Consider the following 22,513-nt stretch of genomic DNA (forward strand, 5'->3'; position numbering starts at 1 on the left):
AGGGAGACACCCCCTCTCCCCCCCCCTTTCCCTCCGGTGTTCTCCCCCCACCCCCGCCCCCCGCCCCCCCCCCCCCGCCCCGCTCGGCTTTGCTTGGCGATCATCGAGCGGAGGAGGGCCCTTGATCGTCGTCACGGCTGCGTCCGGTGCACTGGGACGCCTGGTCGTCGAACGGTTGTCGGCGCACAGCGAGGTGGTCGCGACCGTCCGCGACCCGTCCCGCGCACCGGCGGGCATCGCGGCCCGGCACGGCGACTACGACGACCCGGCCAGTCTGGTGGCGGCGTTCGACGGTGCCGGCAAGGTGCTGCTCATCTCCTCCCCCGAGCTGGACCCGGCGAAACGCGTGGCGCAGCACCGCAACGCCATCACCGCCGCCCGCGACGCCGGGGTGGGCGCGATCGTCTACACCAGTTTCCTGGGCGCGGACACCACGGCGACCGGGCTCACCGAGGCCCACCACGCGACGGAGCAGGCCCTTGCCGACAGCGGGATACCGCACACACTGCTGCGGCACCCGTTCTACAGCGATGCGTTCGTGCCGAAGATCGTCGACGGCGAGCTGACGGCCAGCGCGGGCGGGCGTGGTCTGAACACCGCGTTCCGCGCCGACCTGGCCGATGCCGCCGCGGAGGTGCTCCTCGACGACCGGCACCTCGGACAGGCCTACGACCTCACCGGTCCTCTGTGGACTCACCGGGAGATCGCCGAGTCCCTGGGAGTGACCTACCGCGAGGTGGCCGACGACGGGCCCAGTCCGGTGCGGTGGCTCCACGCGCAGATCCGCGCGGGCGCCCTGGAGCGGCAGACGCCCGATCTGGCACAGGTGCTCGGCCGGGCACCGCGGACCATGGCCGAGCACCTGCGCGCCGGCGGACGCTGATCAACGCCCGAGACGGTGTCTTTCTCCGGGTAGGGCGACTAGTACCAGCCGCCCCACCCGCCGCCGGGCGAGACCTGCGCCTTGCAGTGGTAGATGTCGTCCGGACCCCAGGCGCAGACTTCGAGCCTGCCGTCCGACAGCCGCCGCGAGTAGGGCCTGTCGACCAGGATTCCGCCGAGGCTGTCCCAGCCGCTCCAGCCGCCGCCCGGGGTCGTCTGCCAGATGTGGTACATCTCCTGGTTGCGGCCGATGCCGAACGCTTCGAGGCGGCAGTCGGCGTTGCGCGACGCGTCGATGCCGTAGATCAGCGGTCCGCCGAGGCTCTCCCAGTTGCTCCACGACCCGCCCGCGCTCGTCTGCCACCTGTGCCACAGCGCGTCGCCCGAGCCGAACACGAAGTCCTCCAGCCGGTTGTCGCAGTTGCGCAACGTCGTGTCGGAGATCGTGATCTCGCCGGGCGTGGACTCGGCGGACGCGGCGACGGTGGTGCCCAGCAACGGCATCGTGGCGGCGACCACCAAGAGCATCGAAGCCAATGATTTCCTCACGTACTCCCCCTTTGGTGATGGAACATCGATGAGCGGTGGTGACCTTCCCACCGGGGGCGCGGGCGGGGACCGTGTTTCGAGCAGGGTCTAAGCACTCGTCGGTGGTCACGCCCGGTCGACGGACCCGGCGGTGAGCAACCGCAGACCCAGCGGTGTGATGAGGTGGGTCGCGAAGTTCTCGTGGCGCTCGGTCGTGATGAGCCCGGAGTTGCGCAGGACGGCCGTGTGGTGGCTGACGGTGGCCGCCGCGACGCCGGTCAGTCTCGCCAGGCGCGTGGTGGTGCTGCCGTCGACGACCGAGCGCAGGATCTCGGCCCTCGTGGCGCCCAGCAACGCACCCAGGTGGCCGCTGCCGTGATCACCGGCCAGCAACCGGAACTCGTCCCGCATCGGGAACACCAGGACCGGGCGCAGCGACGGGTCCGCCAAGGCGACCGGGTGGAGCAGGCAGAAGTAGGACGGGGTCAGCACCAGGCCCCTGCCGTCGAGGTGCAGGTCGCGGTCCAGCGGGTAGTCGACCGTCAGGACCGGGTGCTCCCAGGTCGTCGGCGGCCCGAGCCACCGCAGCAGTCCCTCGGGTCCGGCCCGCAGGTAGCGCTCGATCCCGCCGGCGCACTCCCTGCGCAGCCCGTCCTCGATCATCGGGAGGTCCGGTGCGAGCGCGGACTCGATGTACACCCGCAAGGCCTCCCGCAGATGGCGCAACGCCGGCGACTTCCCGCGGGCGAGCTCCGCCAGCCACGTCGCGGCCGGACCGGAGGCCGGCTCGAGCCGGCCGACCTCCTCGCGCAGCCGGTGCGGTGGCGTCGACAGCACCGCCTCGACCCCCTCGCCGAACTCCGACAGGTCGAGTGCGGGCGTGAGGAAGTCCGGGAAGTAGGCAGCGTGCGGCGCCACGGTCATCAGTGTCTCCACCGCCGCCCGCAGATGGTTGTCCCGGCCCATCCGCTCGCGCACCCGGCGGCGCCACGGGGCGATCGCCAGACCCCCTTGCGAGTGCTGCAGGACCTGGACGCTGCTGATGACCTCCCACATGGGGTCGATCTCCAGCTTCAACCTCGTCCGCGCGATGTCCGCGTCGGTGAAATGGATGCGCAGCTGCGGCACGTCGCCCCCCGGCCCGTCGGCACGGGCCGCCCCCGCGACCGGTGCCCCTGGATATGCCCTCTGCCGCAAGGATCCGGCTCGCCGGGAGGTGGCGCGCGGGTTTCACCCAGCACCCACCGATCGGCCCACACCACGGCGATCGCCACCGGGATCCGGGATGCAGGCGAGCCGGATCCCGGTGGCGCCGGCCGTTATCCGGTGTAGCGGGTGTCGGAGCCGTAGAGCTCCCTGGTGAAGGAGGAGATGTAGGTGTGCGAGTCGGTGGCGCCGAGGTTGTAGGTCAGGTAGACGCCGTAGCCCTCGCTCACCGTCCGCCTCGCGAAGCTGGCGGCGGTGGAGGTGGACGTCGAGTTGATGTGGACGGCCGCGGGCGAGAGCCTGGACTTGGGCAGCGCCATGGACGGCGGGCTCCACGTGCCGTAGTAGGGGTTCCAGGCGTAGTCGAACTTCGACGTGATGTCGACGCCCCCGTAGGACAGCCGCGTCGCCGACGGGCCGATGTTGTACAGAGTGATCAGCTTGTTCGGCATCGCCGCGCGCAGCGCCGTGACCAGGTAGACGAACGAGCTCGCGTTCGGCTGGCCGGTGCCGTTCTTGCCGTACTCGGAGTACTCGTCGTCGAAGTCGATGCCGTCCAGGCCGTACCTGGTCACGGTGTCGGACAGCTGCTTCGCGAACGCCTCGGCGGACTGTTTGGTCGGGAAGTTGGCGAACCCGGCGCCCTCGTGGTTGCCCAGGATCGACAGGGTGACCTTGATCCCCTTGGCCTGCAGCGGGCGGACCTGGGTGGCCACGTTGTCGAGCACGCGCTGCACGTTCGGGTTGAAGTACAGGTAGGCCGACTTGGTCGCGACGTCGTAGTTGATGTTGGCGGCGAAGATCACGCCGATGTCGAAGGCGTTGCCGCTGCCGTTGGTCAGCGCGTACTTGCCCACGTTGAGCATGCTGTTGTTGTTGACCTCGACGTAGGCCACGGAAACGGGCCCGGTCTTCGCGAGCGCGCCCGCAGGGGTCGTGGTCCCGCTGGTGATCAGTGCGACCGCCGCTGCTAGCGCGACGATCCGACGGACTCCGGACACCATCGATCAACTCCCATCGACTGGGGTTGGCAGGGGTTGGCCAGATCAGCGAACCAGCAGTGAACTCCTGCCGTCCACGGATGCCGGCACCTCTGTCCGGTGGGTTGTCCCGTTCACCGCGAACCGGTCGACCGGCCCTGGCAACGCCGTCGCCAGGTGTGTTCGTCGGTCGCAGGGGTCAGGCGAGGGACAGCGCGGTGCGTTGACGAGGTCCTTCGGGAAGATCGTGAACGCCGTCGGTGCGGTGATCGGCGTCTGCGGACCGGGGCCCGACTCGGCGTGCGGAGTGAACGAGGTGCCGATCGCGCCGCTGACCCAGTAGGCGGTCACCCAGGTCAGGAGCTCGTCGCGGGTGAACACGGTCGTGACGTCACCGGCGCAGTCCGTCCACGTGCGCAGCTTCTCCACCAGCCAGGCGGCCAGTCCTGCCGGCGAGTCGCCCAGGGCCACGGCCAGTGTGTGCGGCTTGGTGCGCTGCTCGTGCATGTAGCCGCCCTCCTCGTCCTGCCAGCGCTGCCCGTACCGCACGTACTCCTGCTCGGCCGGGGACAGGCCGGTAGGCGGGTCGATCCGGAAGCGGTGCTGCGACACGTCGGTCAGGTGCAGGGCGGCGACGGCGTCCGGGTGTTCGGCGGCCAGCACTTCGGCCACGTCGCAGCCGACGTCGCCCGCGGAGACGACGTAGCGGTCGTAGCCCAGGTCCGTCAGGAGCGGCAGGACCTTCTCGAACCGCGCCAAGGGTGACTGGTCGCGTGTCAGGTTGTGCGCCGCTCCGGACTGCCGCTGGGCGTTCTACGACGTCTCGCGCAACGGCCGCGGTCGCTGGTGCGCGATGGAGATCTGCGGCAACCGCCAGAAGACCCGCGCCTACCGCGAGCGCCGGCACGACGCGGTCTGATCAGCGGCGCAGCACTTCATGGGTGCTCAAGGTGATCCGGTAGCCGAAGAGCAGCAGGCCGTGCAGCAGGAACAGCCACAGGCCGATCGCCGCGACCGCGCCGGGCACGGCCAGGCCGCCGTACGGGATCGCCCAGTCCACCGGGATCGCGAGGAACACCACGAACCCGTGCAGGAAGCCCGTGAGCGTCCCGCCGAGCAGGACGGCGGCGCCCAGGACCGTCCTGGCCGGCAGGGCGACCGGGCCTACGAACGCGAACACCAGGCCGATGGTCACGCAGACCGGGACCAGGTCGAGGTGGAACGACAGCACGACGCCCAGCACGGTGGACCAGCCGCCGGCGTCGTAGAGCCGGGCTACGTCCGGCGCGAACGCGAGCGGCAGCGCTACCAGCAGCGGCGCGACGAGGAGCACCGGGAGGAACGTGATCCGGCCCGCCCACCCGGTCCACTTGGTCACCCCCTCGCCGGCCGCCTGCACGAGTCCGCGGCGCAGTCCCTCGCCGTAGAGCGTCGCGGGGAACAGCGCCGCCACGAGCAGAGGCCAGGGCGTGGTCGTCGCCGCCTCGGCGAGCTGGACGAGCGCGGCGGTCGGGTCGTGCGCCTGAGGCAGGGCACCTCCCACCGTCCGAGCGCCGTCGATCACCAGCTCGGCGCCGAACAGCAGCGACACCCCGCGCAAAGCCAGCAGCAGCAACGGCACCAGGCCGAGCGCCGAGAAGAACGTCAGTCCGGCGGCCCACAGCAGGAGGTCCCGGCCGCGCAGCGCGCTCGACGTGGCCGCTGCGACGGCGCGGAGAACATGCATGATCCGTAACTACCCGAACCTGCGCACAGTCATCCCTCCGCCTACGGTGGTGGACATGACCGGTGACAAGGCGAACCCAGTCGCCGGATGGTCCCGGCTGCACGGCGAGGACGTGTCCGCCAGCAGGCTGGTCGTCGGGTGGCTCCGGTTCGTGCACGCGCTGGCGCGGCCTTTCGACCGCGTGCACCCCGATGTGTTGTCGGCGGCCGGTGTGGTGGTCGCGGGAAGCGCGGTTGCCGCAGCCGCTGCGGGTGGACGCTGGGCTCTCCTCGCGTTGCTGCTCGTGGTCGGGACCGGTGTCCTCGACGGACTGGACGGCGCGGTCGCCCTGCGCACCGGCCGGGTGCGGCCGCTGGGAGCGGTGGTCGACGCCGTCGCCGACCGGCTGGCGGACCTGGCGCTGGTGCTGGTCCTGCTGGTGCTCGGCGCCGAGGCTTGGTGGTGCGCGGCGATCGGCGCGACGGTGCTGCTGCACGAGTACGCGCGGGCGAAGGCGCAGGCCGTCGGCATGGCGTCGGCGGGGACGATCACCGTGGCGGAACGCCCGACCAGGGTGATCGTGGTCGCGATCGCCTGTGCGGGCACGGGTCTGGCCCCCGCGGGCACGCCGGTCACCGGGTGGGGCTGGGCCGCCGTGTCGGCCCTGCTGTGGGCGGGGTGCGCCGCCGTGGGACTCGGTCAGCTCGCGGCCGGCATCCGGCGGGAGCTCGCCGGCCGGCCGTGGACGGGGCCGTTCGCGTCAGGCCGGTCCGACGAGCCGGGCGACGATCCCCGCTGACATGGCCACGAGCGGCAGCCCGCCGCCGGGGTGCGCCGAGCCGCCGACGAGGAACAGGCCGGGCACCGGGGCGCGGTTGGCCGGCCGGAGCAGCGCCGCGCGCGGACCGTTCGACGACGAGCCGTAGATCGAGCCGCCGACGGCGCCCGTGTCGCGCGCCCAGTCGGCCGGTGTGCGGATCTCCCGCCACCGCACCCGGTTCCGGACGTCCAGGCCTCGGTCGGCCATCACCCGCAGGACCCGGTCGGCGTAGGAGTCGGCGAGTCCGGGTTCGGTCCAGTCGACGTCTCCCTGCCGCGGCGCGTTGACCAGGACGAACCACGCCTCGTCGCCGTCGGGCGCGATGGCGGGGTCGTCCGGCGCGCACACGTAGACCGTCGGGTCGGGCACCGGTCGCGGCCGGCGGCCGAAGATGGAGTCGAACTCGTCGTCGTAGTCGGCGGGGAACAGCACGCGGTGGTGGGCGGGGTTCGGTGTTCTTCCCCGCAGCGCCAGGAGGAGCACGAACCCGGACAGCGACGGCTGGGTCTTGCGGAGCATCCGTTGTGGACGGTGCGAGCGCCGGTCCGCGAGCAGCTCGCCGTAGAGGTGCTCGGCGTCCACATCGGACACGACGACGTCGGCGGGCTGCCGTTCCCCGTCCCGCAGCCGCACTCCGGTGACCCCGCTCCCGCCGGACTCCACGGCGGTGACCGGGGCGTCGAACCGGAAGCGGACACCGAGGTCGGCGCAGCGGCCGAACAGCGCGTCGCCGAGGCGGCGCAGCCCACCGCGCACGTACCAGCCGCCGAACCGCTGCTCGATGAACGGGACCACCGTCATGAGCGCGGGCGTGCGCCGGGGATCGGACCCGCTGTAGGTGGCGTAGCGGTCGAGGAGCATGCGCAGCCGCGGGTCGCTCAGCCGCCGCTCCCCCACCCCGCGCAGCGTGCGCCACGGCGCGATCGCCATCAGGTCGCGGACGCTCGCCGACCGGCGCAGCAGGTCCCGCACACCTCCCAACGGGTTCTGCAGCACCGGTTCGCCGACCAGGCCCCACAACCGTTCCGCGTCGGTGAGCACCGCACGCCACTGCCGCGCGGCCTCGGGCCCGAACGCGTCGGTCAGCGCGGCCTCCACGTGCTCCTCGGCGTGCGGCATGTCGAGCTCGGAGCCGTCGGGGAAGCGGTAGCGGCAGGTCGGGTCGACCGGCACGATCTCGACGAGGTCGTCGAGCGGCGCGCCGGTGGCCGCGAACAGGTCGCGGTAGACGTGCGGGAGCGTCAGCAGCGACGGCCCGGTGTCGAACGTGTACCCGTCGCGCTGGAGCGTGCCGAGCTTGCCGCCGTGACTCCCGGCCTGTTCGTACACCGTGACGTCGTGCCCCGACCTCGCGAGCCGGGCGGCCGCCGCCAGGCCGCCCATGCCGGCGCCGATCACCGCTACCCGTGCCACGTCAGCTGCTCTCCCCCAACGACCGGCCCTTCCACCGCAGGCGCCCGGCCCGCCGCGCCCGCCACGACCGCCCGATGAGCGTCACCAGGACCCCCACCGACACCGGGTGGGCGAGCGCGTCCGGCCACACCCGGCCACCGGTGTGCCGTGCGGTCACGACCCTGGTGAGCACGCCCGCCGCGTAGCCCGCGGCACCGGCGCGCGACCCCGCCAGCGCGGCGACCGGCGGGAGGACGTACAGCCAGGCCAGCACGAGCGACAGCACCGCCGCGCCTGCCGGGCTGCCGGTGGCCGACCACAGCGACTTCTCGTACCCGTCCCGGACCTGCGCCCAGTCCTCGTACATCCGGCAGTCGGCGACCGTGCTGCCGTCGACGACCACGCCGCGGCCGCCGCTGCGCTTGACCGCCCGCAGCAACGCGATGTCGTCGAGCACCGCCGTGGCGATGCCCCGGAACCCGCCGCAGCGGTCGTAGGCCGCGGCGTCCACCACGAGGAACTGCCCGTTCGCCGCCGACAACGACGGCCGGGGCGAGCGTTCGGCGAGGCGCAACGGCAGGAAGACCAGCCACGACCACTGCAGCAGCGGCTGGACCAGCCGCGCTCCGGTGCCGTCGGCGAGCTGCCGCGGGAACGGGGACACGAGGTCGAGGTCGTTGTCCCGCAACAGAGCCACGGCCGAGGCGATCGCGTGGGGTGCGAGGACGACGTCGGCGTCGACGAACACCAGCACGCGACCACGCGCGAGCTCGGCCAGCTGCGCACAGGCGTGAGGCTTGCCGGGCACCCCGTCGGGCGGCGCCTCACCCGTCACGACACGCACTCGTGCGTCGCCGCCCGCGGCACGGCGCACCTCGTCGGCGGTGCCGTCGGTCGAACCGTCGTCCAAGACGATGATCTCCAGGTCGGACACGTTCCGCTGGGCCAGCAGCGACTCGACGGCCGGCGCGATCCGGTGCGCCTCGTCCCGCGCGGGCACGAGGACCGACACCGCCTCACGGCATCCGGGAGGAGCAGCCGCCGGTACTCGCATCAGCCGCGCGTTCACCAGGGCGTGTGCCGCGGCCAGCGCGGAACCGACGGCGGCGCCCCGCACCGCCGCGCGCAGGAGCCGTTTCACCGATAGGCCCGCCAGACCGCGACGGCGAACGGCACCGCGACCAGTCCCATCAGCACTCCGGCGACCACGGAGACCAGCGGGCGGTCGAAGAACGCCGCGTGCGCCCAGACCGACGAACCATAGGTCCACAGGTAGAGCACCGGTGCCGGACCGGCCCGCAGGTCGAGCTCGCGGCCGACGCGCGGACTACCGGCGCTGCGGTGCAGGACGGCCACCATCAGCACGGCGACCAGCACCCAGCCGGCGTAGTTGGTCAACGGGATCCCGTGCACGCCGGGAAGTGCCGGGTCGGGATCGGCCCACATCCAGTGGCCGGCGTCCACCATCTGCGGGTCGAGGAACACGTCCCACGACGCCAACGCCCACGCGCCGATGCCGGCCACCAGCCACAGTGGACGGTCCGCGCGCGACCAGGCGGCGAGCGACCGTCCGACGAGCAACGCGGGCCAGCACATCATCACCCAGGCCAGCGCCACGACGACCGGCACCCCGACGACCTCCAGGCCCAGCGACCCCGTGTAGCGGTACTCGCCGAACGGGAACCCCGTGTGCACGCCGATGGTCTCGGCCAGCAGTCCGCCGCCTCCGGCGACCGCCACCAGCAGGACCGCCGCCCGCGGACCGAAGCGGGCCAGGGCGTCGCAGACCGACGCCACCGCGAAGGCGATCACCGAGACCACCGTCGTGAAGATCCGGTCCTCCGGCGCGGTCATCGAGTAGACGATCTGCGCGAGCACGACGAGCGCGCCGCAGACCCACGCCACCACCGGCACCGCCCCGCGCAGGACGGGGTTCGCGACACGGGGCCGCACGCCGACGCTCACGCGGACCTCTGCCGGCGAGCGGCCGCGCGCAGCAGCGGCACCCGCCCTTCGACGGGCACCGTCCAGAGGTCGGTTCCCGTGACTCCCCACCGGCCGAGCAGCTGGTTGGCCGCGGCGAAACCGGTCGTGGCAGCGCGTTCCATCAGCGCCACCGGCAGGTCGATGCGCACCAGATCTCCTGCCAGCACGAGGAAGTCGTCCGGCGTGCGCACCCGCGGCCTGTTCTCGTAGCCACCGGCGGGGAACAACGGGCAGTCGGCGCGCCACTCGTGCCGTTCGTCGACGACGGTGGCGCCCTTGGTCTCGGGGTAGACCTCGGTCAGCTGCTCCCGGAGCCGCCGCCTCGCCTCACCTTCGTCCACATCGGACGGGATAGCGTACCCGTGCAGCTCCACGACCGACCCGCCGGTGCGGGCGGCCCACGCTCTGGCCTCGTGCTCGTAGCTGTCGAGCACGCTGACGTTGTCGAGCAGGTCGTACCCGCTGGTGCCGATGAAGCCGGGCCGGTCGACCGGCCGGTCGAGCCAGTACCGCGACACGAGGAACGGCGGCGCGGTCCGCACCCCGTCCACCCGCGCCCGCCAGCTCTCGTCGCCCAGCCGCGGTGAGAACGCCACGATGCCGCGCAGCCCGTTCACGTCGGTGGCGAGCACCACGGCGTCGGCGTCGAGCACACCGTCGCCGGTGGTCACGGCGAAACGCCTCGTGCCGCCCTGGTCCACCGACCGCACGTCGACGCCGGTGCGCACGTCGGCACCCAGTTCGGTGAGGCGGTGGCCCAGCGGGTCCCACAGGCCGTGCGGGAACGGGTCCGCCGCGACGTCGAAGAGCAGGCCCTCGCTGGACCCGAGGAAGTAGATGTGGAACATCACCGCGAGCTCCGCGGCGGACATGTCCTTGGGGTGCGCGAAGAAGCTGCGGGAGAACACCTCGAACGCGAGGGCGTGCGCGGACTCGGGGAACCGGACGCGCCGCAGGTACTCGGCCGCGTCGATGCCGTCGAGCTCGTCGTAGACACCGGGCACCGACACGTCCAGCAGCTTCAGCGCCGCCTCCGGGTTCATCTCCGGCAGGTCGCGCCAGCGGAACGTGGGGCTGCGGCGCAGGAACGCCAATACGTTCCACGGTGCCGTCGTCGGCATGCCGGCGAACGAGTCGCGGTCGCCGCGGGCGTGCCACAGCGGGTAGTCCGGTATCGCGGTCAGCGCCCGGCCGTCCGGGTCGACCCGCCGCAGCAACGACCGCAGGTTGTAGTACTGCCGGAAGAACGCGTGGAAGCCGCGGGTCATGGTGACGTCGCTGCCGTCGGCGAGCGTCGTGCGCCACCCGCCGACCCGCCCGCCGAGGTAGGTCTCGCGCTCGAGCAACACGACCCGCGCACCCCGTTCCGCGAGCAGCGTGGCCGCCGCCAGACCGGCGATGCCCCCGCCCACCACGGCGACGACCGGCACGTCGCCGTCCAGCCGCGGACGTCCGGCGGGCGCGGGAATCCGCACCGCCTTGCGGTCTTTCATCGGTGCTCCCGTTCCGGCGTCGGACGTGCGGTGCGCAGAGCGCGCTCCGCCCCGCGACGGCCCGTGGGCGGAGTCGCGATCAGTGCGTCCTGGTTGTGGTGGAGGCGACGGGATCGGCACCGGTCACCGGCGCCGATCCCGTGGCGGATTCACGTCTTGCTCGACCGTATGGGCAGTCCGGCCGGTCTGCACAACGAGTGGTCAGGCTTCGCGGCTCTGGTCGATGGCGGCCGCGTCCAGCACCTCGTCGAACGACTCGTAGACGTGATCGGGGACGGAGTGCAGCGCGTGCACGGTGTCCTCGTCCGCGTTGTTGCGCGACGCGTGGTCCACCAGCCGGCCCTTGTCCGCCGGGTAGGACACATCGGCCAGGACCGTGCGCAACCGGTCGACGGTGGTGGTGTCGCTCATCGTTCTCCTCCGGGTCGGGGTGTCTCGGCCCCTCGACTACCCGGGATTCCGGGTTGTTAACGGGAGGTTCGTCAGCCGACCTCGTCGCGGACGGCGGTGTCGAGGTCCGTCGCGGTCAGGCCGAAGGTCTCGGCCGTCTCGGTCGCGTCCACGTGGAACGGCGCGTACCACTGGTAGTCCATCTCGGCCATCTCGCGGGCGATCGGCACGACCAGTCCGGCGGCGCGCAGGACGAAGCGCGGCAACTGGATCAGCTTGAGCGGCGGTGCTCCCGCCGCCGCGGCGTAGCGCCGAGCCAGGTCGCGGATGGTGACGGCCGGCGGTGACGGCACGTGCCACGCGCGGCCCCACGCCCGTTCGTCCCGGGCGAGAGTCAAGAGCGCTCGTGCCATGTCGACGTTGACGGTGAAGGTGTGCGGCTGGTCGAGGTGACCGGTGATCCACGCCGCTCTGCCCGCGCGCAGGGCCGGTTCGATCAGCAGCGGGTAGATGCCGTTGGCGTCCTTGCCGACGTAGTCCGAGCCGCGGACCTCGACCGTGCGGACACCGGAGCCGAGGGCCTGCTCCCACATGCGTCTGCGCAGGCGGCCTTTGCGCCCAACGGCGGCCATCGGGGTGTGTTCGTCCATGCGGCCACCGGGCTGCGGGCCGTAGGCGTACATGCTGCTGGTCAGGGCGAGCACGGCGTCGTTCGCGCGGGCGGCGGCGATGGCGGCGGTCTGCAAGGGCGGCAGCAGGCGTTCCCACGTCGTGTACGACGGCGGGTTGGCGCAGTGGTAGACGACCTCCGCCCCGCACGCCAGCTCGCTCAGGCCGACCGGGTCGGACGCGTCCGCGGCGACCCGTTCGACCAGCTGGTGCTCGGGCCCGGAGCCGCTCCGCGTGACGATCCGGACGGTCTCCCCCTGCTCCGCGAGCAGACGGGCGACGGTGGCACCGATTGAACCGGCGCCGATGACGACGTGCTTGGCCATGACGACTCACATTTCTAACGACGTTAGATTTTCTAACGTCGTTAACTCTGGCGCGCGCCGGAGGGCGGGTCAAGAGCGGTGGTTAGTGTTCGAGCACACCATCGAGGCGAAGTGGCGGACCATGCCGACCAGCACGAGACGGGCCCGCGAACGGGCGAACACCCGCGAGCGGATCATCGAGGCGGCGCTGCACGTCCTCGAGACCGAGGGTGCCGCCGCCCTCACGATCCGGCGCATCGCCCACGACGTCCAGTACACGGCCCCCGTCGTCTACCAGCACTTCGCGAACAAGGACGCGCTCGTGCTGGAGCTGGTCGCGCACGGCCACCACCTGATGCTGACCGAGTTCCGCAACGTTCTGCCCGAGCCCGACCCCGACCGGCGCATGACGCGCGTCGCGTCGGAGTACGTCCGGTTCGCCGGCGAGCACCCCCACCTCTACCAGGTCATGAACGACCCGGCGATCGACGCGGACGAACGCCGTCGCGTCGCGAAACCGGCCATCGACGCCCTCGACGAGCTGCTCACCGCGTGGGCGGCCGCGCATGACGTGGTCTTGGCGGACTCCGGCCAGGCCTGCGAGATTCTGTGGGGCGCGTTGTACGGGATCGCCTCGCTCGGGCATCGCGACAACGACCGTGCCCGACTACTGGCCGAGCAGGCTGTGCGTGCTCTCCTCCTCGGCTGGCGGACCGAGGCGACCCGCCACCGCGGTAGCTCGGCTCGTCGTTCGGTGTCGGACCGGTAGGGCCGGCGTAGGCTCACTCGCCGAGCAGGGACCAGAGCCGGGACTCGAGTGCCCTCCCGAGCCTGCCGCCTCACGTCGTTTCTGATCGGCGAACACGCGAGCGTGGCCGCCGTTCGACAACCGTCGCTTGAAGGCGCGCACCGAGATCTTGCCAGCCGTAGCATTGCGGAGCTGAACCACTCCGATGATGCGCAGCGTCCGGTCGATTCTGCGGTTTGCATCCCGTTCACTGCTCGACGAACCAGAAGAAGGTTGTCGACGGTCGAAGTGACTACGGTAATTCTGCGGCAATTCTCGCGCGTTTCCCGACAGTGACCGCTAAACGTTGCGAACGCTCGCAAGAACGGTGCCCGGCCGCGCGACATAGCCGAACTCCATCGCGTTCACCACCATCTCGACCTTCGTCGCGGCGTTCAGCTTTTCGCGGATGCGGCGGGCGTAGGTGCCCACGGTGGCCTCGGACAACCCCATCCTGCGGGCGACCTGGCGATAGGTCAGCCCGGCGCCGATGTGCCGCATGGTCTCGATCTCGCGCCGGCTGAGCGGTGCACCCCGCTGGGGCCGGTCCTCCGCGCGCCCGGCCACCACCTCGGCGGCGAGCCGGTGCAGGGCGGCGACCAGGTCGGCGACCTCCGCGTCGTGCTCGACCACCAGGTGGGCACCGGTGTCGGCGACGAGCGCACGCGTCGCCTTGTCGCTGGTGGACGCCAGGAGCAGCACTTTGCTCGTCACGGCCAGCCTCGCGACGGTCGTGGCGCACGGCGGCGGACCCAGCGGGTCGCTCTCGACGACGACCAGGTCGAGGGGCTCGTCGGCGACCAGGGTCTCCACCGACTCCACCGACTCGACCACGCGGAAACCGTTCTCCGCCGCCGCGGCCCAGACGGCTCCCGCGCGCACCAGCGGGTGGCGCGCGGCGATCGCCACCGTGCACAACTGGCTCTTCCGGCCATGCCACCCGGGCTCGGCGGGATTGACGGACGCGGTCACCCTCGGCCTCCTTCGTGGTGCCCCAGAACGTGTGCTCACCACTGTCGCCGCGCTTGTTCCCGATACGGTACTGCCTCATGACCGCGCGCATTCCGCCATTCTCGCGCGCCTTTGTCAAGTCATGATTCGTGTGACTTCCTCACCGGCGTCGAACAGCGGTCCACTGCTCACATGGCCCAGCGCCCGAATGGCGCACGACACGAACCAGGAGTGGTGATGAGTCCTACCGGAAAGCGGGGTTCACGCAGGATCTCGGTGTTCGACACCACGCTGCGCGACGGTGAGCAGGCGCCGGGCAACGCGATGTCGCCGCAGACCAAGCTGGAACTGGCGCTGGCCATCGAGGCGCTCGGGGTGGACGTCATCGAGGTCGGGTTCCCCAACTCGAGCCCGAGCGACTTCACGGCGCTGCAGCTCGTGTCGCGGGCGCTGACGACAGCCCGGTTCTGCTCGCTCGCCCGCGCCAACCGCGCGGACATCGAGGCCGCCGTCGCCGGCGGTGGTACCGACCGCCACCAGGTCGAGATCATGGTCACCGGCAGCGAGCTGCACATGGAGCACAAGCGCGGGATCACCCGCGCGGAGAACCTGGCGGAGTGCGAGTTCGCCATCGGCCTCGCCCGATCGCTGGGCGTGCGGGACATCTCGCTGGGCCTGGAGGACGCGAGCCGCGGGTCGGACGACCTGCTGCGCGCCTTGATCGAGACCGGTCTGGCCGAGGGCGCCACCACCGTCGTGCTGGCCGACACGACCGGTCACATGGTGCCCGGCGAGTTCGGCGAGATGACCGCCAAGGTGCGCTCGTGGATCTCCGACGACGTCGTGCTGAGCGTCCACTGCCACGACGACATGGGGTTGTCGCTCGCGAACGCGCTCGCGGCCGTTGAGGCCGGTGCGGACGAGGTGCAGGCGACGGTGGCCGGGATCGGCGAACGCGCGGGCAACACGCCGCTGGAGGAGCTCGCGGCGGTGCTGACCTACAAGGGGCACCTGTACGACGCGCACACGACCGTCGAGACCGCCGGACTGCACGACGTGTTCCAGACCCTGTCCAGGAAGATCGGCCTCGCCCCGCCGCGCAACAAGGCCATCTTCGGCGACAACGTCTTCAGCACCCTGGCCGGCATCCACCAGGCCGGCATGCTGCGCAACCCGATCACCTACGAGTACGTCGAGCCGGAGCGGTTCGGCCAGGAGCGCAAGATCCTCGTCGGCCGGCACTCCGGCCGCGCCGTGCTGCGGCACGTGTTCGACGAGCTGGGCCTGCCCTGGGACGCGGAGCTGGGCCAGAAGGTGTACGAGGAGCACATCGCCTCCCGCTCGGACGGCGACTACATCTCGGTCGCGGAGCTGGAGCAGGTCCTCAGCACCACGGTCGCGGCGGCGATCTGATGCCTCGTCCGAGGACCGTCATCGACAAGATCTGGGACGAGCACGTCGTGTGCTCCGACGACCAGGGCGATCTGCTCTACATCGACCTGCACCTGCTCCACGAGGTCACGTCGCCGCAGGCGTTCGACGGCGTCGAGCACGAGGGACGGCGCGTGCGCCGGCCCGACCTGACCCTCGCCGTGGAGGACCACAACGTCCCGACCGACAGCCTGCTGATCCGCGACCCGATGGGCAGCGCCCAGGTCGAACGGCTGCGGGAGAACTGCGCGAAGCACGAGATCGAGCTCTTCGCCCACGGCGACCAGCGTCAAGGCGTGGTCCATGTCGTTGCTCCGGAACTGGGTCTCGTGCAACCGGGCATGTCGGTGGTGTGCGGTGACAGCCACACGTCGACGCACGGGGCGTTGGGCGCGCTTGCCTTCGGGGTCGGCACCAGCGACGTCGAGCACGTCATGGCCACGCAGACCCTGCGGCTCGCCAAGCCCAGGACGATGGCCGTGGAGTTCGTCGGCATGCTGCCGGCCGGGGTGTCGCCGAAGGACCTGGTGATGGCCCTCATCGCGGAGATCGGCGCGAACGGTGCCAACGGCCACGTCATCGAGTACCGCGGCCCCGTGCTGCGCGACGTCTCGATGGAGGGGCGGATGTCGATCTGCAACATGTCCGTCGAGGCAGGTGCGCGCGCCGGTCTCGTGGCACCGGACGAGGTGACCGAGGAGTACCTGCGCGGCAGGCCCGCCGCGCCTTCGGGCGCCCGGTGGGACGAGGCCGTGGCCGCGTGGCGGGAGCTGCGCACCGATGAGGGCGCCTCGTTCGACAAGACCGTCCGGATCGACGTATCCACCCTGACCCCATTCGCCACGTGGGGCACGAACCCGGGGCAGGCCGTGCAGGTCGGCGACGGGGTCGTGCCCGATCCCGCCTCGCTCGCCGATCCCGGTGAACGGGCCGCGGCGCAACGGGCGCTGGAGTACATGGATCTGGTGCCGGGCACGAGGATGCGCGACATCGAGATCGACACCGTCTTCCTGGGTTCCTGCACCAACGGCCGCATCGAGGACCTGCGGGCCGCGGCCGGCGTCCTGGCGGGCCGCCGGCTGGCCAGCGGCGTGCGCATGATCGTGGTGCCGGGCAGCATGCAGGTCCGCAAGCAGGCCGAGGAGGAGGGCCTGCACGAGGTCTTCACCGCGGCGGGCGCCCAGTGGCGGCTGTCGGGCTGTTCGATGTGCCTCGGGATGAACACCGACCGGATCACCGGTCCCGCGCGCGTGGCGTCCACGTCCAACCGCAACTACGAGCGCCGGCAGGGGGACCAGGCGCGCACGCACCTCGTCTCCCCCGCGACTGCGGCGGCCACCGCCGTGGCCGGGCACCTCGCAGCGCCCCAGCACCTGGACGGAGCCACCCCGTGAGCACGAAGCCGTTCACCGTCCACACCGGACGGGCGATGACCATCCGGCGCGACGACATCGACACGGACCAGATCATCCCTGCGGAGTTCTGCAAGCGCCTCACCAAGCACGGCTACGACGACGGGTTGTTCGCCGGATGGCGCGGCCAGCCGGGGTTCCCGCTCGACCAGCCGCACCTGCGCGAAGCGACGGTCCTGGTGGCCGGCAGCAACTTCGGCACCGGCAGCTCCCGCGAGCACGCGGTGTGGGCGCTGCGCGACTGGGGCTTCAAGGCCGTCGTCGCCGCGAGCTTCGGCGACATCTTCCGCCGCAACGCGCTCACCAACGGCCTGCTGCCGGTCGCTCTGTCCAAAGGGGACGTCGCGACGCTGTCCGCCGCGGTCGACGCGGATCCCGGGCTGGAGATCACCATCGACCTGGTGGAGCGGGAACTGCGCGTCACCGGCGCTCGCTGGAGTTTCGACGTCGACGAACGCGCGCGGCACCTGCTGCTCACCGGGCTGGACGACATCGGCCTCACCGAACAGCAGGAGGAGCAGATCGCGCGCTACGAGCTGACCCGCAGCCCGTGGTTCCCCACCCTCCGCCCCGGGCTGCTGTCGGGCAGCGGGCGGACGCCCTCGTGACCGCTGACCGCCTGACGGAACAGGAACGGCGAGAATGACTGTCATCTCGGTAATCCCAGGAGACGGCGTCGGCCCGGAGGTCGTGCCGCAGGCCCTGCGCGTGCTGGACGACCTGGGCCTCGGTCTGGAGTTCGACGTCCTCGGCCACGTGAACGCCGGCAGCTACCTGGACGCCGGCACCGCGCTGTCCGACGACGACGTCGACCGGATCAGGAGCAGCGACGCCGCGTTGTTCGGCGCGATCGGCGATCCCCGGATCACGAGCCCCGACTACGCGAGGAGCGTGCTGCTGCGACTGCGGTTCGAGCTCGACCTCTACGTGAACCACCGCCCGGTCAGCCTGCCGGCCGAGCGGCTGAGCCCGCTCAAGGACGTCAAGCGCGGCGCCATCGACTGCGTGGTCGTCCGGGAGAACAGCGAGGGGCTCTACGCGGGGATCGGCGGTGCGCTGCGGCAGTCGACCTCCCACGAGGTCGCGCTCGACGTCGAGGTCAACACCCACAGCGGGGTGTCGCGGATCCTCGACTACGCGTTCGGCATCGCCCGTTCCGAGGTCTGCATGGTCGACAAGTCGAACGCCGTGCCGAACGGCGGCAAGCTCTGGCAGCGCTGCTGGGCGGACGCGCGCCGGCGCCACCCCGGGGTCGTCACCCGGCACCTCTACGTCGACGCCGCCGCGATGCGGCTGGTGTCCGACGCCGCCGGGTTCGACGTGATCGTCACGAACAACTCCTACGGCGACATCCTGAGCGACCTCGCCGCCGAGCTCGGCGGCGGCATCGGCATCGCCACCTCGGTCAACCTGAACCCGGTGACCGGGTTCGGCCTGTACGAGCCGGTGCACGGCAGCGCCCCCGACCTCGCGGGACGCGGCGTCGCCAACCCCGTCGCGGCGATCCTCAGCGCGGCTCTGATGATCGACAACCTGGGCCACGCGACCGAGGCCGAGGCGGTTCGCACGGCCGTGGCGCGCACGGTGGAGGCGGGGCGGTGCACGCCGGACCTCGGCGGGTCCCTCGGCACCGAGGAGGCGGGCGCGGCGATCCGCGCCGAGCTCCGCTGACGACCGCGCCGTGCTCGTCACAACCGCTTTTCCCGTGCACCACCACTTTCTGAGGAGAACATCCTGATGACCGCGACTTCCCCCACCGCGGGTGGCGTCATCACCCAGTTGCCCGACGACTACGTCCAGAACCCGCACGAGGTGCACGACCTGCTCCGCACCGAGGGGCCTGTGCGGGAGGTGCGCATGCCGCGCGGGCTCAAAGTCTGGTTCGTGACCCGGTACGACGAGGTGAAAGCCGCCCTGACCGCTCCGGGGATCAGCAAGAAGCTCGTCGGCCGCGTGCGCCACGACGCGCTCGCCGAGCACATCGTGTTCATGGACCCACCGCACCACACCCGCCTGCGCAAGCTCGTGACCAAGCCGTTCACCACCCGCCAGGTCGAGAAGATGCGGCCGCGGGTGGAGGAGATCACGGCCGAGCTGATCGCGGGCCTGCACGACGGTGACGTGATCGACCTCCTCGAGGACTTCGCGATCCCGCTGCCCGTCACCGTCATCTGCGAGCTGCTCGGCATCCCGCTCGTCCACCGCGACGAGTTCCGCGAGTGGTCGAACCAGCTGCTCAACTTCGGCACGGAGGAACAGGCGCAGGCGGCCACCGCCTCGATGGCGGACTTCCTGCACCGGCACGTGCGGAACGTGCGGGCGGCCGCGCCGGACGACACCTTCTTCTCCGCTCTCGTGCACGCCGCGGAGTCCGGTGACCAGCTGACCACCGACGAGCTCGTGTCGATGGCGTTCCTGCTCCTCGTGGCGGGCCACGAGACGACGGTCAACCTCATCGGCAACGCGGTGCTGGCCCTGCTGCGCAACCCCGACCAGCTGCAGATCCTGCGGGACAGGCCCGAGCTGATCCCGGCGAGCACGGAGGAGTTCCTGCGGCTGGAGGGCCCGATCAACATCGCGTCCTTCCGCTACACCACGGACCCGGTCGAGCTGGGCGGTGTCACGGTGCCGGCCGGCGAGCTCCTGATGGTGTCGCTGCTGGCGGCCAACCGCGACCCCGAGCGCTTCGAGGACCCGGATCGACTGGACGTGACGCGGTCCGCGCACGGGCACGTCGGGTTCGGTCACGGCATCCACTTCTGCCTGGGCGCGCCGCTCGCCCGGCTGGAGTTCGACGTCGCGCTGACCCAGCTGCTCGCCCGGTTCCCGAACCTGACCCTCGCCGCCGAGCCGGAAACGCTGGTGTGGCGGGACAGCACGCTGATCCGCGGCCTGCACAGCCTGCCGGTGCGCCTGTCCTGACCCGGTGGCACCCCGTACGCGACCGACCTCGTTCTCCCAGGAGGAAAAGTGCGAACCGGCGTATTCGCGGAGCAGGACTCCCACGTCCACGTCACGTCACGTCGAGTCCTGCTGGACTCGTCCGAGCCCCTGCCAGAACCGCTCGGCGGTGCGGTCGTCCCCGCCGGTGGCACGCCCGCCGAGGTCGCGCGCGTCGTCCGGGCCGCGCTCCGGCAGCACGGCGCCGCCGTGGTGGAGCTGGCAGAACTCCTGTCGGACGACGACTTCCGGGCGTTCGGCACGCACCTCGGCACCGCGATGCCGGAGACCGATCCGGCCGTGCAGCCGTTCGTCACCGATGGGGTGATCCTCAACCTCGTCACCCGCCACGCGCACACCGCCGACATCTCGCTGCAGCCGTTCGCGGAGAACTCGCTGTCGCTGCACACGGAGGGCAGCGGGCGCACCGCCGGGCAGCAACCGCGCTACATAGTGCTGATGTGCCAGGACCCCGGTGCGAACCCCGCGTCGGCCCAGACGGTGCTGGTGCCGATGTCCGCTGTGCTGCACCGGCTTTCACCGGAGCACCAGGCCGTGCTGTCCCGCACTCGCTACGCCCACCTGCCCGCCGGGGAGACGATCCTGCGTGCGCACGAGGGGCGTGCGGTGTTCTCGTTCAGGGACTTCTTCCACGACAAGCTCGAGTGGGTCAACGAGGCCGGCGACAGCGCCGAGGTCGTCGACCAAGCCCTGCAGGAGCTGCTGTCCGCGATGTACGCGGCCGGCGCCGTCGGCGTGCACTGGCGCCGCGGCCTGCTCGTGGTCGTCGACAACACGTACTTCTTCCACGGCAGGACGGCCGGCGTCTCCTCCCCCGCGCACCCGCGCCACCTCAAGCGCCTGCGCCTGCACTGAACCAGGTCCACCTGGAGACCGGAAAGGGGCCTGACCGGCAGCGGTCAGGCCCCTTTCTCACCTCTGCTCCTCAGTGGACGGTCAGGCCTTCGCAACGGCCACCGTGATCTCCGGGCCGCTGCCGCCCGTGCCCGCCGCACTCATCGCGGGAGCCCGACCAGGGCGTTGCCGAGGGACCGGCGGATCCGGACGCCCGACGCCCTGCGCGTCGCCCGGCCCAGCTCTGCCAGGCCCGCGCGGTCGCGACCTGCTTCGACAGGGCGGCGTCGACGAGCTTCTCGCTGGCCTGCGGCCAGGACGCGAGGTGCACCGACCTGGGCGCGGAATGAGAAAGAGGACCCTGTGTCCAGCAGGTCAGCAGCGCCGTGGAACACCTCGCTTCGTCTCACGTCGTGTGAACGCCGTTCACACGGGGACGAAGCAGCCGGCACGTCGCGCCTGGGACTCCGCGGCCGGACATGGCAGCCGGCTCGGTCGTCAACCAGTTCACGATCAACGCGGCGACGATCAGTGTGCACACCATCGGGTCTGGCGGCGGCACGCGGCGCGCGGGCGTGCACGCGGTTTGCGACCCGAGGGACTTCGTCGCCTACGCGTTCGGCGGTGCAGGACCCGCTCGCCGCGCGGACTACCGGCGGAGGCCCACCGTGACAGCCGGATCCAAGCCTGTGCGGCGGGGTGTGTCGGGGGCGACGCGGGTCACCCCGGACCGTGCGGTACCGGAGTGCCCGCGTCGAACGCCCGTCCCGGCGGAGGCCTATCCGAGCGGCTTGCGCACGAGGATCAGCCGCGAGCCGGGCAGCCGGCCCTCGACGATCCGCTCGACCTGGAACCCCGCCTCGGTGAACGCCGCCGACCACCGGTCGCCGTTCATCAGGCCCTGCGACATCAGCGCCTGCGTGTAGACGTACTCCGGCCCGAACGCCTCCGCGGTGTCCTCGCCCTGCTCGGGCGGTGCGACCTCGCAGGTGAGCACGTACGCGCCCGCGGGCAGCCGCTCGCACGTCCTGGTGAGGTAGTTGACGAGCACGTCGTGGCCGAGTTCGAGCACCTCGTGCATGAAGAAGAACGCCATCACCAGGTCGACGTCCTCCAGGTGCGACACGCTGTCCACGTCGGTGGCGTCGGCCTGCACGATGCGGATGCGGTCGCCGAACCCGGCCTTCTCGACCTCCTGCGTCGCTTCCTCGCAGGCGGCCGGGCTGATGTCGTAACCGACGCCCTTCGCGTTGGTCGCCCGGCACAGGTCGATGAGGAAGTGGCCGTTGCCGCAGCCGATGTCGCCGATCGTGGTGAACTCGATGTCGCCGACGATCTCCATCACCTCGTCGCGCAGGTCCGCCGCGCCGACGAGCGCGCTGCCGACGGCGACCCAGCGCACGTCGCGGTCCACCTCGTTGCCGAAGGTCTGCTTGCGCGACAGCAGGGCGTCGAGGCTGTTGAGCGCCTCGCCGTAGCCGCCCGCGAGCCACAGGAGGTAGCCGCGCTCGTCGTAGAGGTGGCGTCCGGACTTCGTGAGCACGTAACGGTTCCCGTCCAGCCGGACGATCCCCCGCTCGGCGAGGTAGCGGAACGTCGCCTCGCCGAGGAACTCCTCGTACCCCAGCTCGGCCGGGACGACGCCCTGCTCCGCCAGCTGGTCCAGCGCCCCGAGCTTCTCGAGCGCGGAGATGACGGTGCAGGTCACGTACGCCTGCATGTAGTCGAAGACCGGACGGTCGATCACCTGCTGTGCCACGGTTGTGCTCCCATCTCAATCC

Annotated in this window: 23 protein-coding genes; 10 read left to right on the plus strand and 13 right to left on the minus strand. The window is 71.4% G+C overall.

The window, feature by feature from the left end; genetic code table 11:
* Positions 1-121 precede the first annotated feature (121 nt).
* Positions 122-883 (plus strand): NAD(P)H-binding protein, encoded by a 762-nt coding sequence (locus tag ACFWV3_RS04220; protein ID WP_382408049.1) that lies wholly within the window; start codon positions 122-124, stop codon positions 881-883.
* A 38-nt stretch (positions 884-921) separates the two neighbouring features.
* Here the strand turns inward: ACFWV3_RS04220 and ACFWV3_RS04225 are convergent, their stop codons facing one another.
* The 4 genes from ACFWV3_RS04225 to ACFWV3_RS04240 all read right to left on the minus strand — a co-directional run bounded on the left by ACFWV3_RS04225 (position 922) and on the right by ACFWV3_RS04240 (position 4,355).
* Positions 922-1,410, minus strand: a complete 489-nt coding sequence (locus ACFWV3_RS04225) for a hypothetical protein (protein WP_382408051.1) — start codon at positions 1,408-1,410, stop codon at positions 922-924.
* A gap of 126 nt (positions 1,411-1,536) precedes the next feature.
* Positions 1,537-2,538 (minus strand): ArsR/SmtB family transcription factor, encoded by a 1,002-nt coding sequence (locus tag ACFWV3_RS04230; RefSeq protein ID WP_382408053.1) that lies wholly within the window; start codon positions 2,536-2,538, stop codon positions 1,537-1,539.
* A gap of 191 nt (positions 2,539-2,729) precedes the next feature.
* Positions 2,730-3,620: an endo-beta-N-acetylglucosaminidase H gene (locus tag ACFWV3_RS04235; protein WP_382408055.1), complete on the minus strand. Its 891-nt coding sequence runs from the start codon at positions 3,618-3,620 to the stop codon at positions 2,730-2,732.
* A gap of 42 nt (positions 3,621-3,662) precedes the next feature.
* Positions 3,663-4,355 carry a hypothetical protein gene (locus ACFWV3_RS04240; protein ID WP_382408057.1) on the minus strand — a complete coding sequence of 231 codons (693 nt, stop codon included), beginning with the start codon at positions 4,353-4,355 and terminating at the stop codon, positions 3,663-3,665.
* A gap of 22 nt (positions 4,356-4,377) precedes the next feature.
* Between ACFWV3_RS04240 and ACFWV3_RS04245 the strand changes: the two genes are divergently transcribed.
* Positions 4,378-4,515: a CGNR zinc finger domain-containing protein gene (locus tag ACFWV3_RS04245; RefSeq protein WP_382408059.1), complete on the plus strand. Its 138-nt coding sequence runs from the start codon at positions 4,378-4,380 to the stop codon at positions 4,513-4,515.
* Here the strand turns inward: ACFWV3_RS04245 and ACFWV3_RS04250 are convergent, their stop codons facing one another.
* Positions 4,516-5,322 (minus strand): YhjD/YihY/BrkB family envelope integrity protein, encoded by an 807-nt coding sequence (locus ACFWV3_RS04250; RefSeq protein WP_382408061.1) that lies wholly within the window; start codon positions 5,320-5,322, stop codon positions 4,516-4,518.
* Between the two features lie 55 nt (positions 5,323-5,377).
* Between ACFWV3_RS04250 and ACFWV3_RS04255 the strand changes: the two genes are divergently transcribed.
* Positions 5,378-6,100, plus strand: coding sequence for a CDP-alcohol phosphatidyltransferase family protein (locus ACFWV3_RS04255; protein WP_382408063.1), 723 nt, complete (start codon positions 5,378-5,380; stop codon positions 6,098-6,100).
* Here the strand turns inward: ACFWV3_RS04255 and ACFWV3_RS04260 are convergent.
* From ACFWV3_RS04260 to ACFWV3_RS04285, 6 genes are all read right to left on the minus strand, one after another.
* On the minus strand, positions 6,062-7,534 hold the full coding sequence (locus tag ACFWV3_RS04260) for a phytoene desaturase family protein (RefSeq protein WP_382408065.1): 1,473 nt from the start codon (positions 7,532-7,534) through the stop codon (positions 6,062-6,064). The two genes, ACFWV3_RS04255 and ACFWV3_RS04260, sit on opposite strands and share 39 nt — an antisense overlap.
* 1 nt (position 7,535) lies before the next feature.
* Positions 7,536-8,654 carry a glycosyltransferase gene (locus ACFWV3_RS04265; RefSeq protein ID WP_382408067.1) on the minus strand — a complete coding sequence of 373 codons (1,119 nt, stop codon included), beginning with the start codon at positions 8,652-8,654 and terminating at the stop codon, positions 7,536-7,538.
* On the minus strand, positions 8,651-9,478 hold the full coding sequence (locus ACFWV3_RS04270) for a carotenoid biosynthesis protein (protein ID WP_382408069.1): 828 nt from the start codon (positions 9,476-9,478) through the stop codon (positions 8,651-8,653). The genes ACFWV3_RS04265 and ACFWV3_RS04270 overlap by 4 nt, the downstream gene beginning before the upstream one ends.
* Positions 9,475-10,992 carry an FAD-dependent oxidoreductase gene (locus ACFWV3_RS04275; RefSeq protein ID WP_382408071.1) on the minus strand — a complete coding sequence of 506 codons (1,518 nt, stop codon included), beginning with the start codon at positions 10,990-10,992 and terminating at the stop codon, positions 9,475-9,477. The genes ACFWV3_RS04270 and ACFWV3_RS04275 overlap by 4 nt, the downstream gene beginning before the upstream one ends.
* Positions 10,993-11,193: 201 nt before the next feature.
* Positions 11,194-11,403 carry a DUF2795 domain-containing protein gene (locus tag ACFWV3_RS04280; protein WP_382408073.1) on the minus strand — a complete coding sequence of 70 codons (210 nt, stop codon included), beginning with the start codon at positions 11,401-11,403 and terminating at the stop codon, positions 11,194-11,196.
* 71 nt (positions 11,404-11,474) lie between these two features.
* Positions 11,475-12,377: an NAD-dependent epimerase/dehydratase family protein gene (locus ACFWV3_RS04285; protein ID WP_382408075.1), complete on the minus strand. Its 903-nt coding sequence runs from the start codon at positions 12,375-12,377 to the stop codon at positions 11,475-11,477.
* 85 nt (positions 12,378-12,462) lie between these two features.
* Here ACFWV3_RS04285 and ACFWV3_RS04290 point away from each other — a divergent pair, with 85 nt between their 5' ends.
* On the plus strand, positions 12,463-13,125 hold the full coding sequence (locus ACFWV3_RS04290; RefSeq protein WP_382408077.1) for a TetR/AcrR family transcriptional regulator: 663 nt from the start codon (positions 12,463-12,465) through the stop codon (positions 13,123-13,125).
* Between the two features lie 318 nt (positions 13,126-13,443).
* Here ACFWV3_RS04290 and ACFWV3_RS04295 read toward each other — a convergent pair whose 3' ends face one another.
* Positions 13,444-14,115: a response regulator transcription factor gene (locus ACFWV3_RS04295; protein WP_382408080.1), complete on the minus strand. Its 672-nt coding sequence runs from the start codon at positions 14,113-14,115 to the stop codon at positions 13,444-13,446.
* 216 nt (positions 14,116-14,331) lie between these two features.
* On the opposite strand from ACFWV3_RS04295, the gene ACFWV3_RS04300 reads away from it, so the two are divergent.
* The 6 genes from ACFWV3_RS04300 to ACFWV3_RS04325 all read left to right on the plus strand — a co-directional run bounded on the left by ACFWV3_RS04300 (position 14,332) and on the right by ACFWV3_RS04325 (position 20,753).
* Positions 14,332-15,507: a LeuA family protein gene (locus ACFWV3_RS04300; protein ID WP_382408082.1), complete on the plus strand. Its 1,176-nt coding sequence runs from the start codon at positions 14,332-14,334 to the stop codon at positions 15,505-15,507.
* Positions 15,507-16,919, plus strand: a complete 1,413-nt coding sequence (leuC, locus tag ACFWV3_RS04305) for a 3-isopropylmalate dehydratase large subunit (protein ID WP_382408084.1) — start codon at positions 15,507-15,509, stop codon at positions 16,917-16,919. The genes ACFWV3_RS04300 and leuC overlap by 1 nt, the downstream gene beginning before the upstream one ends.
* The gene (leuD, locus tag ACFWV3_RS04310; RefSeq protein WP_382408086.1) at positions 16,916-17,545 is read left to right on the plus strand and encodes a 3-isopropylmalate dehydratase small subunit; all 630 of its coding nucleotides are present in this window, start codon (positions 16,916-16,918) and stop codon (positions 17,543-17,545) included. The genes leuC and leuD overlap by 4 nt, the downstream gene beginning before the upstream one ends.
* A gap of 34 nt (positions 17,546-17,579) precedes the next feature.
* Complete coding sequence (locus ACFWV3_RS04315; RefSeq protein WP_382408088.1) at positions 17,580-18,608, plus strand: isocitrate/isopropylmalate dehydrogenase family protein; 1,029 nt, start codon at positions 17,580-17,582, stop codon at positions 18,606-18,608.
* 66 nt (positions 18,609-18,674) lie between these two features.
* On the plus strand, positions 18,675-19,859 hold the full coding sequence (locus ACFWV3_RS04320) for a cytochrome P450 (RefSeq protein WP_382408090.1): 1,185 nt from the start codon (positions 18,675-18,677) through the stop codon (positions 19,857-19,859).
* Between the two features lie 48 nt (positions 19,860-19,907).
* A complete protein-coding gene (locus ACFWV3_RS04325) occupies positions 19,908-20,753 on the plus strand; it encodes a TauD/TfdA family dioxygenase (protein ID WP_382408092.1) in 846 nt (281 codons plus the stop codon).
* A gap of 757 nt (positions 20,754-21,510) precedes the next feature.
* Here ACFWV3_RS04325 and ACFWV3_RS04330 read toward each other — a convergent pair.
* Complete coding sequence (locus ACFWV3_RS04330) at positions 21,511-22,491, minus strand: SAM-dependent methyltransferase (RefSeq protein WP_382408094.1); 981 nt, start codon at positions 22,489-22,491, stop codon at positions 21,511-21,513.
* Positions 22,492-22,513 lie beyond the last annotated feature (22 nt).

The sequence above is a fragment of the Lentzea sp. NPDC059081 genome (assembly GCF_042738015.1).
GTDB lineage: Bacteria > Actinomycetota > Actinomycetes > Mycobacteriales > Pseudonocardiaceae > Lentzea.

What these genes read in the sequence shown, in the direction of transcription:
- ACFWV3_RS04225 (WP_382408051.1), bottom strand. Translation starts at nt 1,410, where the DNA reads ATGCTCTTGGTGGTCGCCGCCACGATGCCGTTGCTGGGCACCACCGTC.
- ACFWV3_RS04235 (WP_382408055.1), bottom strand. Translation starts at nt 3,620, where the DNA reads ATGGTGTCCGGAGTCCGTCGGATCGTCGCGCTAGCAGCGGCGGTCGCA.
- ACFWV3_RS04250 (WP_382408061.1), bottom strand. Translation starts at nt 5,322, where the DNA reads ATGCATGTTCTCCGCGCCGTCGCAGCGGCCACGTCGAGCGCGCTGCGC.
- ACFWV3_RS04255 (WP_382408063.1), top strand. Translation starts at nt 5,378, where the DNA reads ATGACCGGTGACAAGGCGAACCCAGTCGCCGGATGGTCCCGGCTGCAC.
- ACFWV3_RS04275 (WP_382408071.1), bottom strand. Translation starts at nt 10,992, where the DNA reads ATGAAAGACCGCAAGGCGGTGCGGATTCCCGCGCCCGCCGGACGTCCG.
- ACFWV3_RS04280 (WP_382408073.1), bottom strand. Translation starts at nt 11,403, where the DNA reads ATGAGCGACACCACCACCGTCGACCGGTTGCGCACGGTCCTGGCCGAT.
- ACFWV3_RS04285 (WP_382408075.1), bottom strand. Translation starts at nt 12,377, where the DNA reads ATGGCCAAGCACGTCGTCATCGGCGCCGGTTCAATCGGTGCCACCGTC.
- ACFWV3_RS04300 (WP_382408082.1), top strand. Translation starts at nt 14,332, where the DNA reads ATGAGTCCTACCGGAAAGCGGGGTTCACGCAGGATCTCGGTGTTCGAC.
- leuC (WP_382408084.1), top strand. Translation starts at nt 15,507, where the DNA reads ATGCCTCGTCCGAGGACCGTCATCGACAAGATCTGGGACGAGCACGTC.
- ACFWV3_RS04315 (WP_382408088.1), top strand. Translation starts at nt 17,580, where the DNA reads ATGACTGTCATCTCGGTAATCCCAGGAGACGGCGTCGGCCCGGAGGTC.
- ACFWV3_RS04320 (WP_382408090.1), top strand. Translation starts at nt 18,675, where the DNA reads ATGACCGCGACTTCCCCCACCGCGGGTGGCGTCATCACCCAGTTGCCC.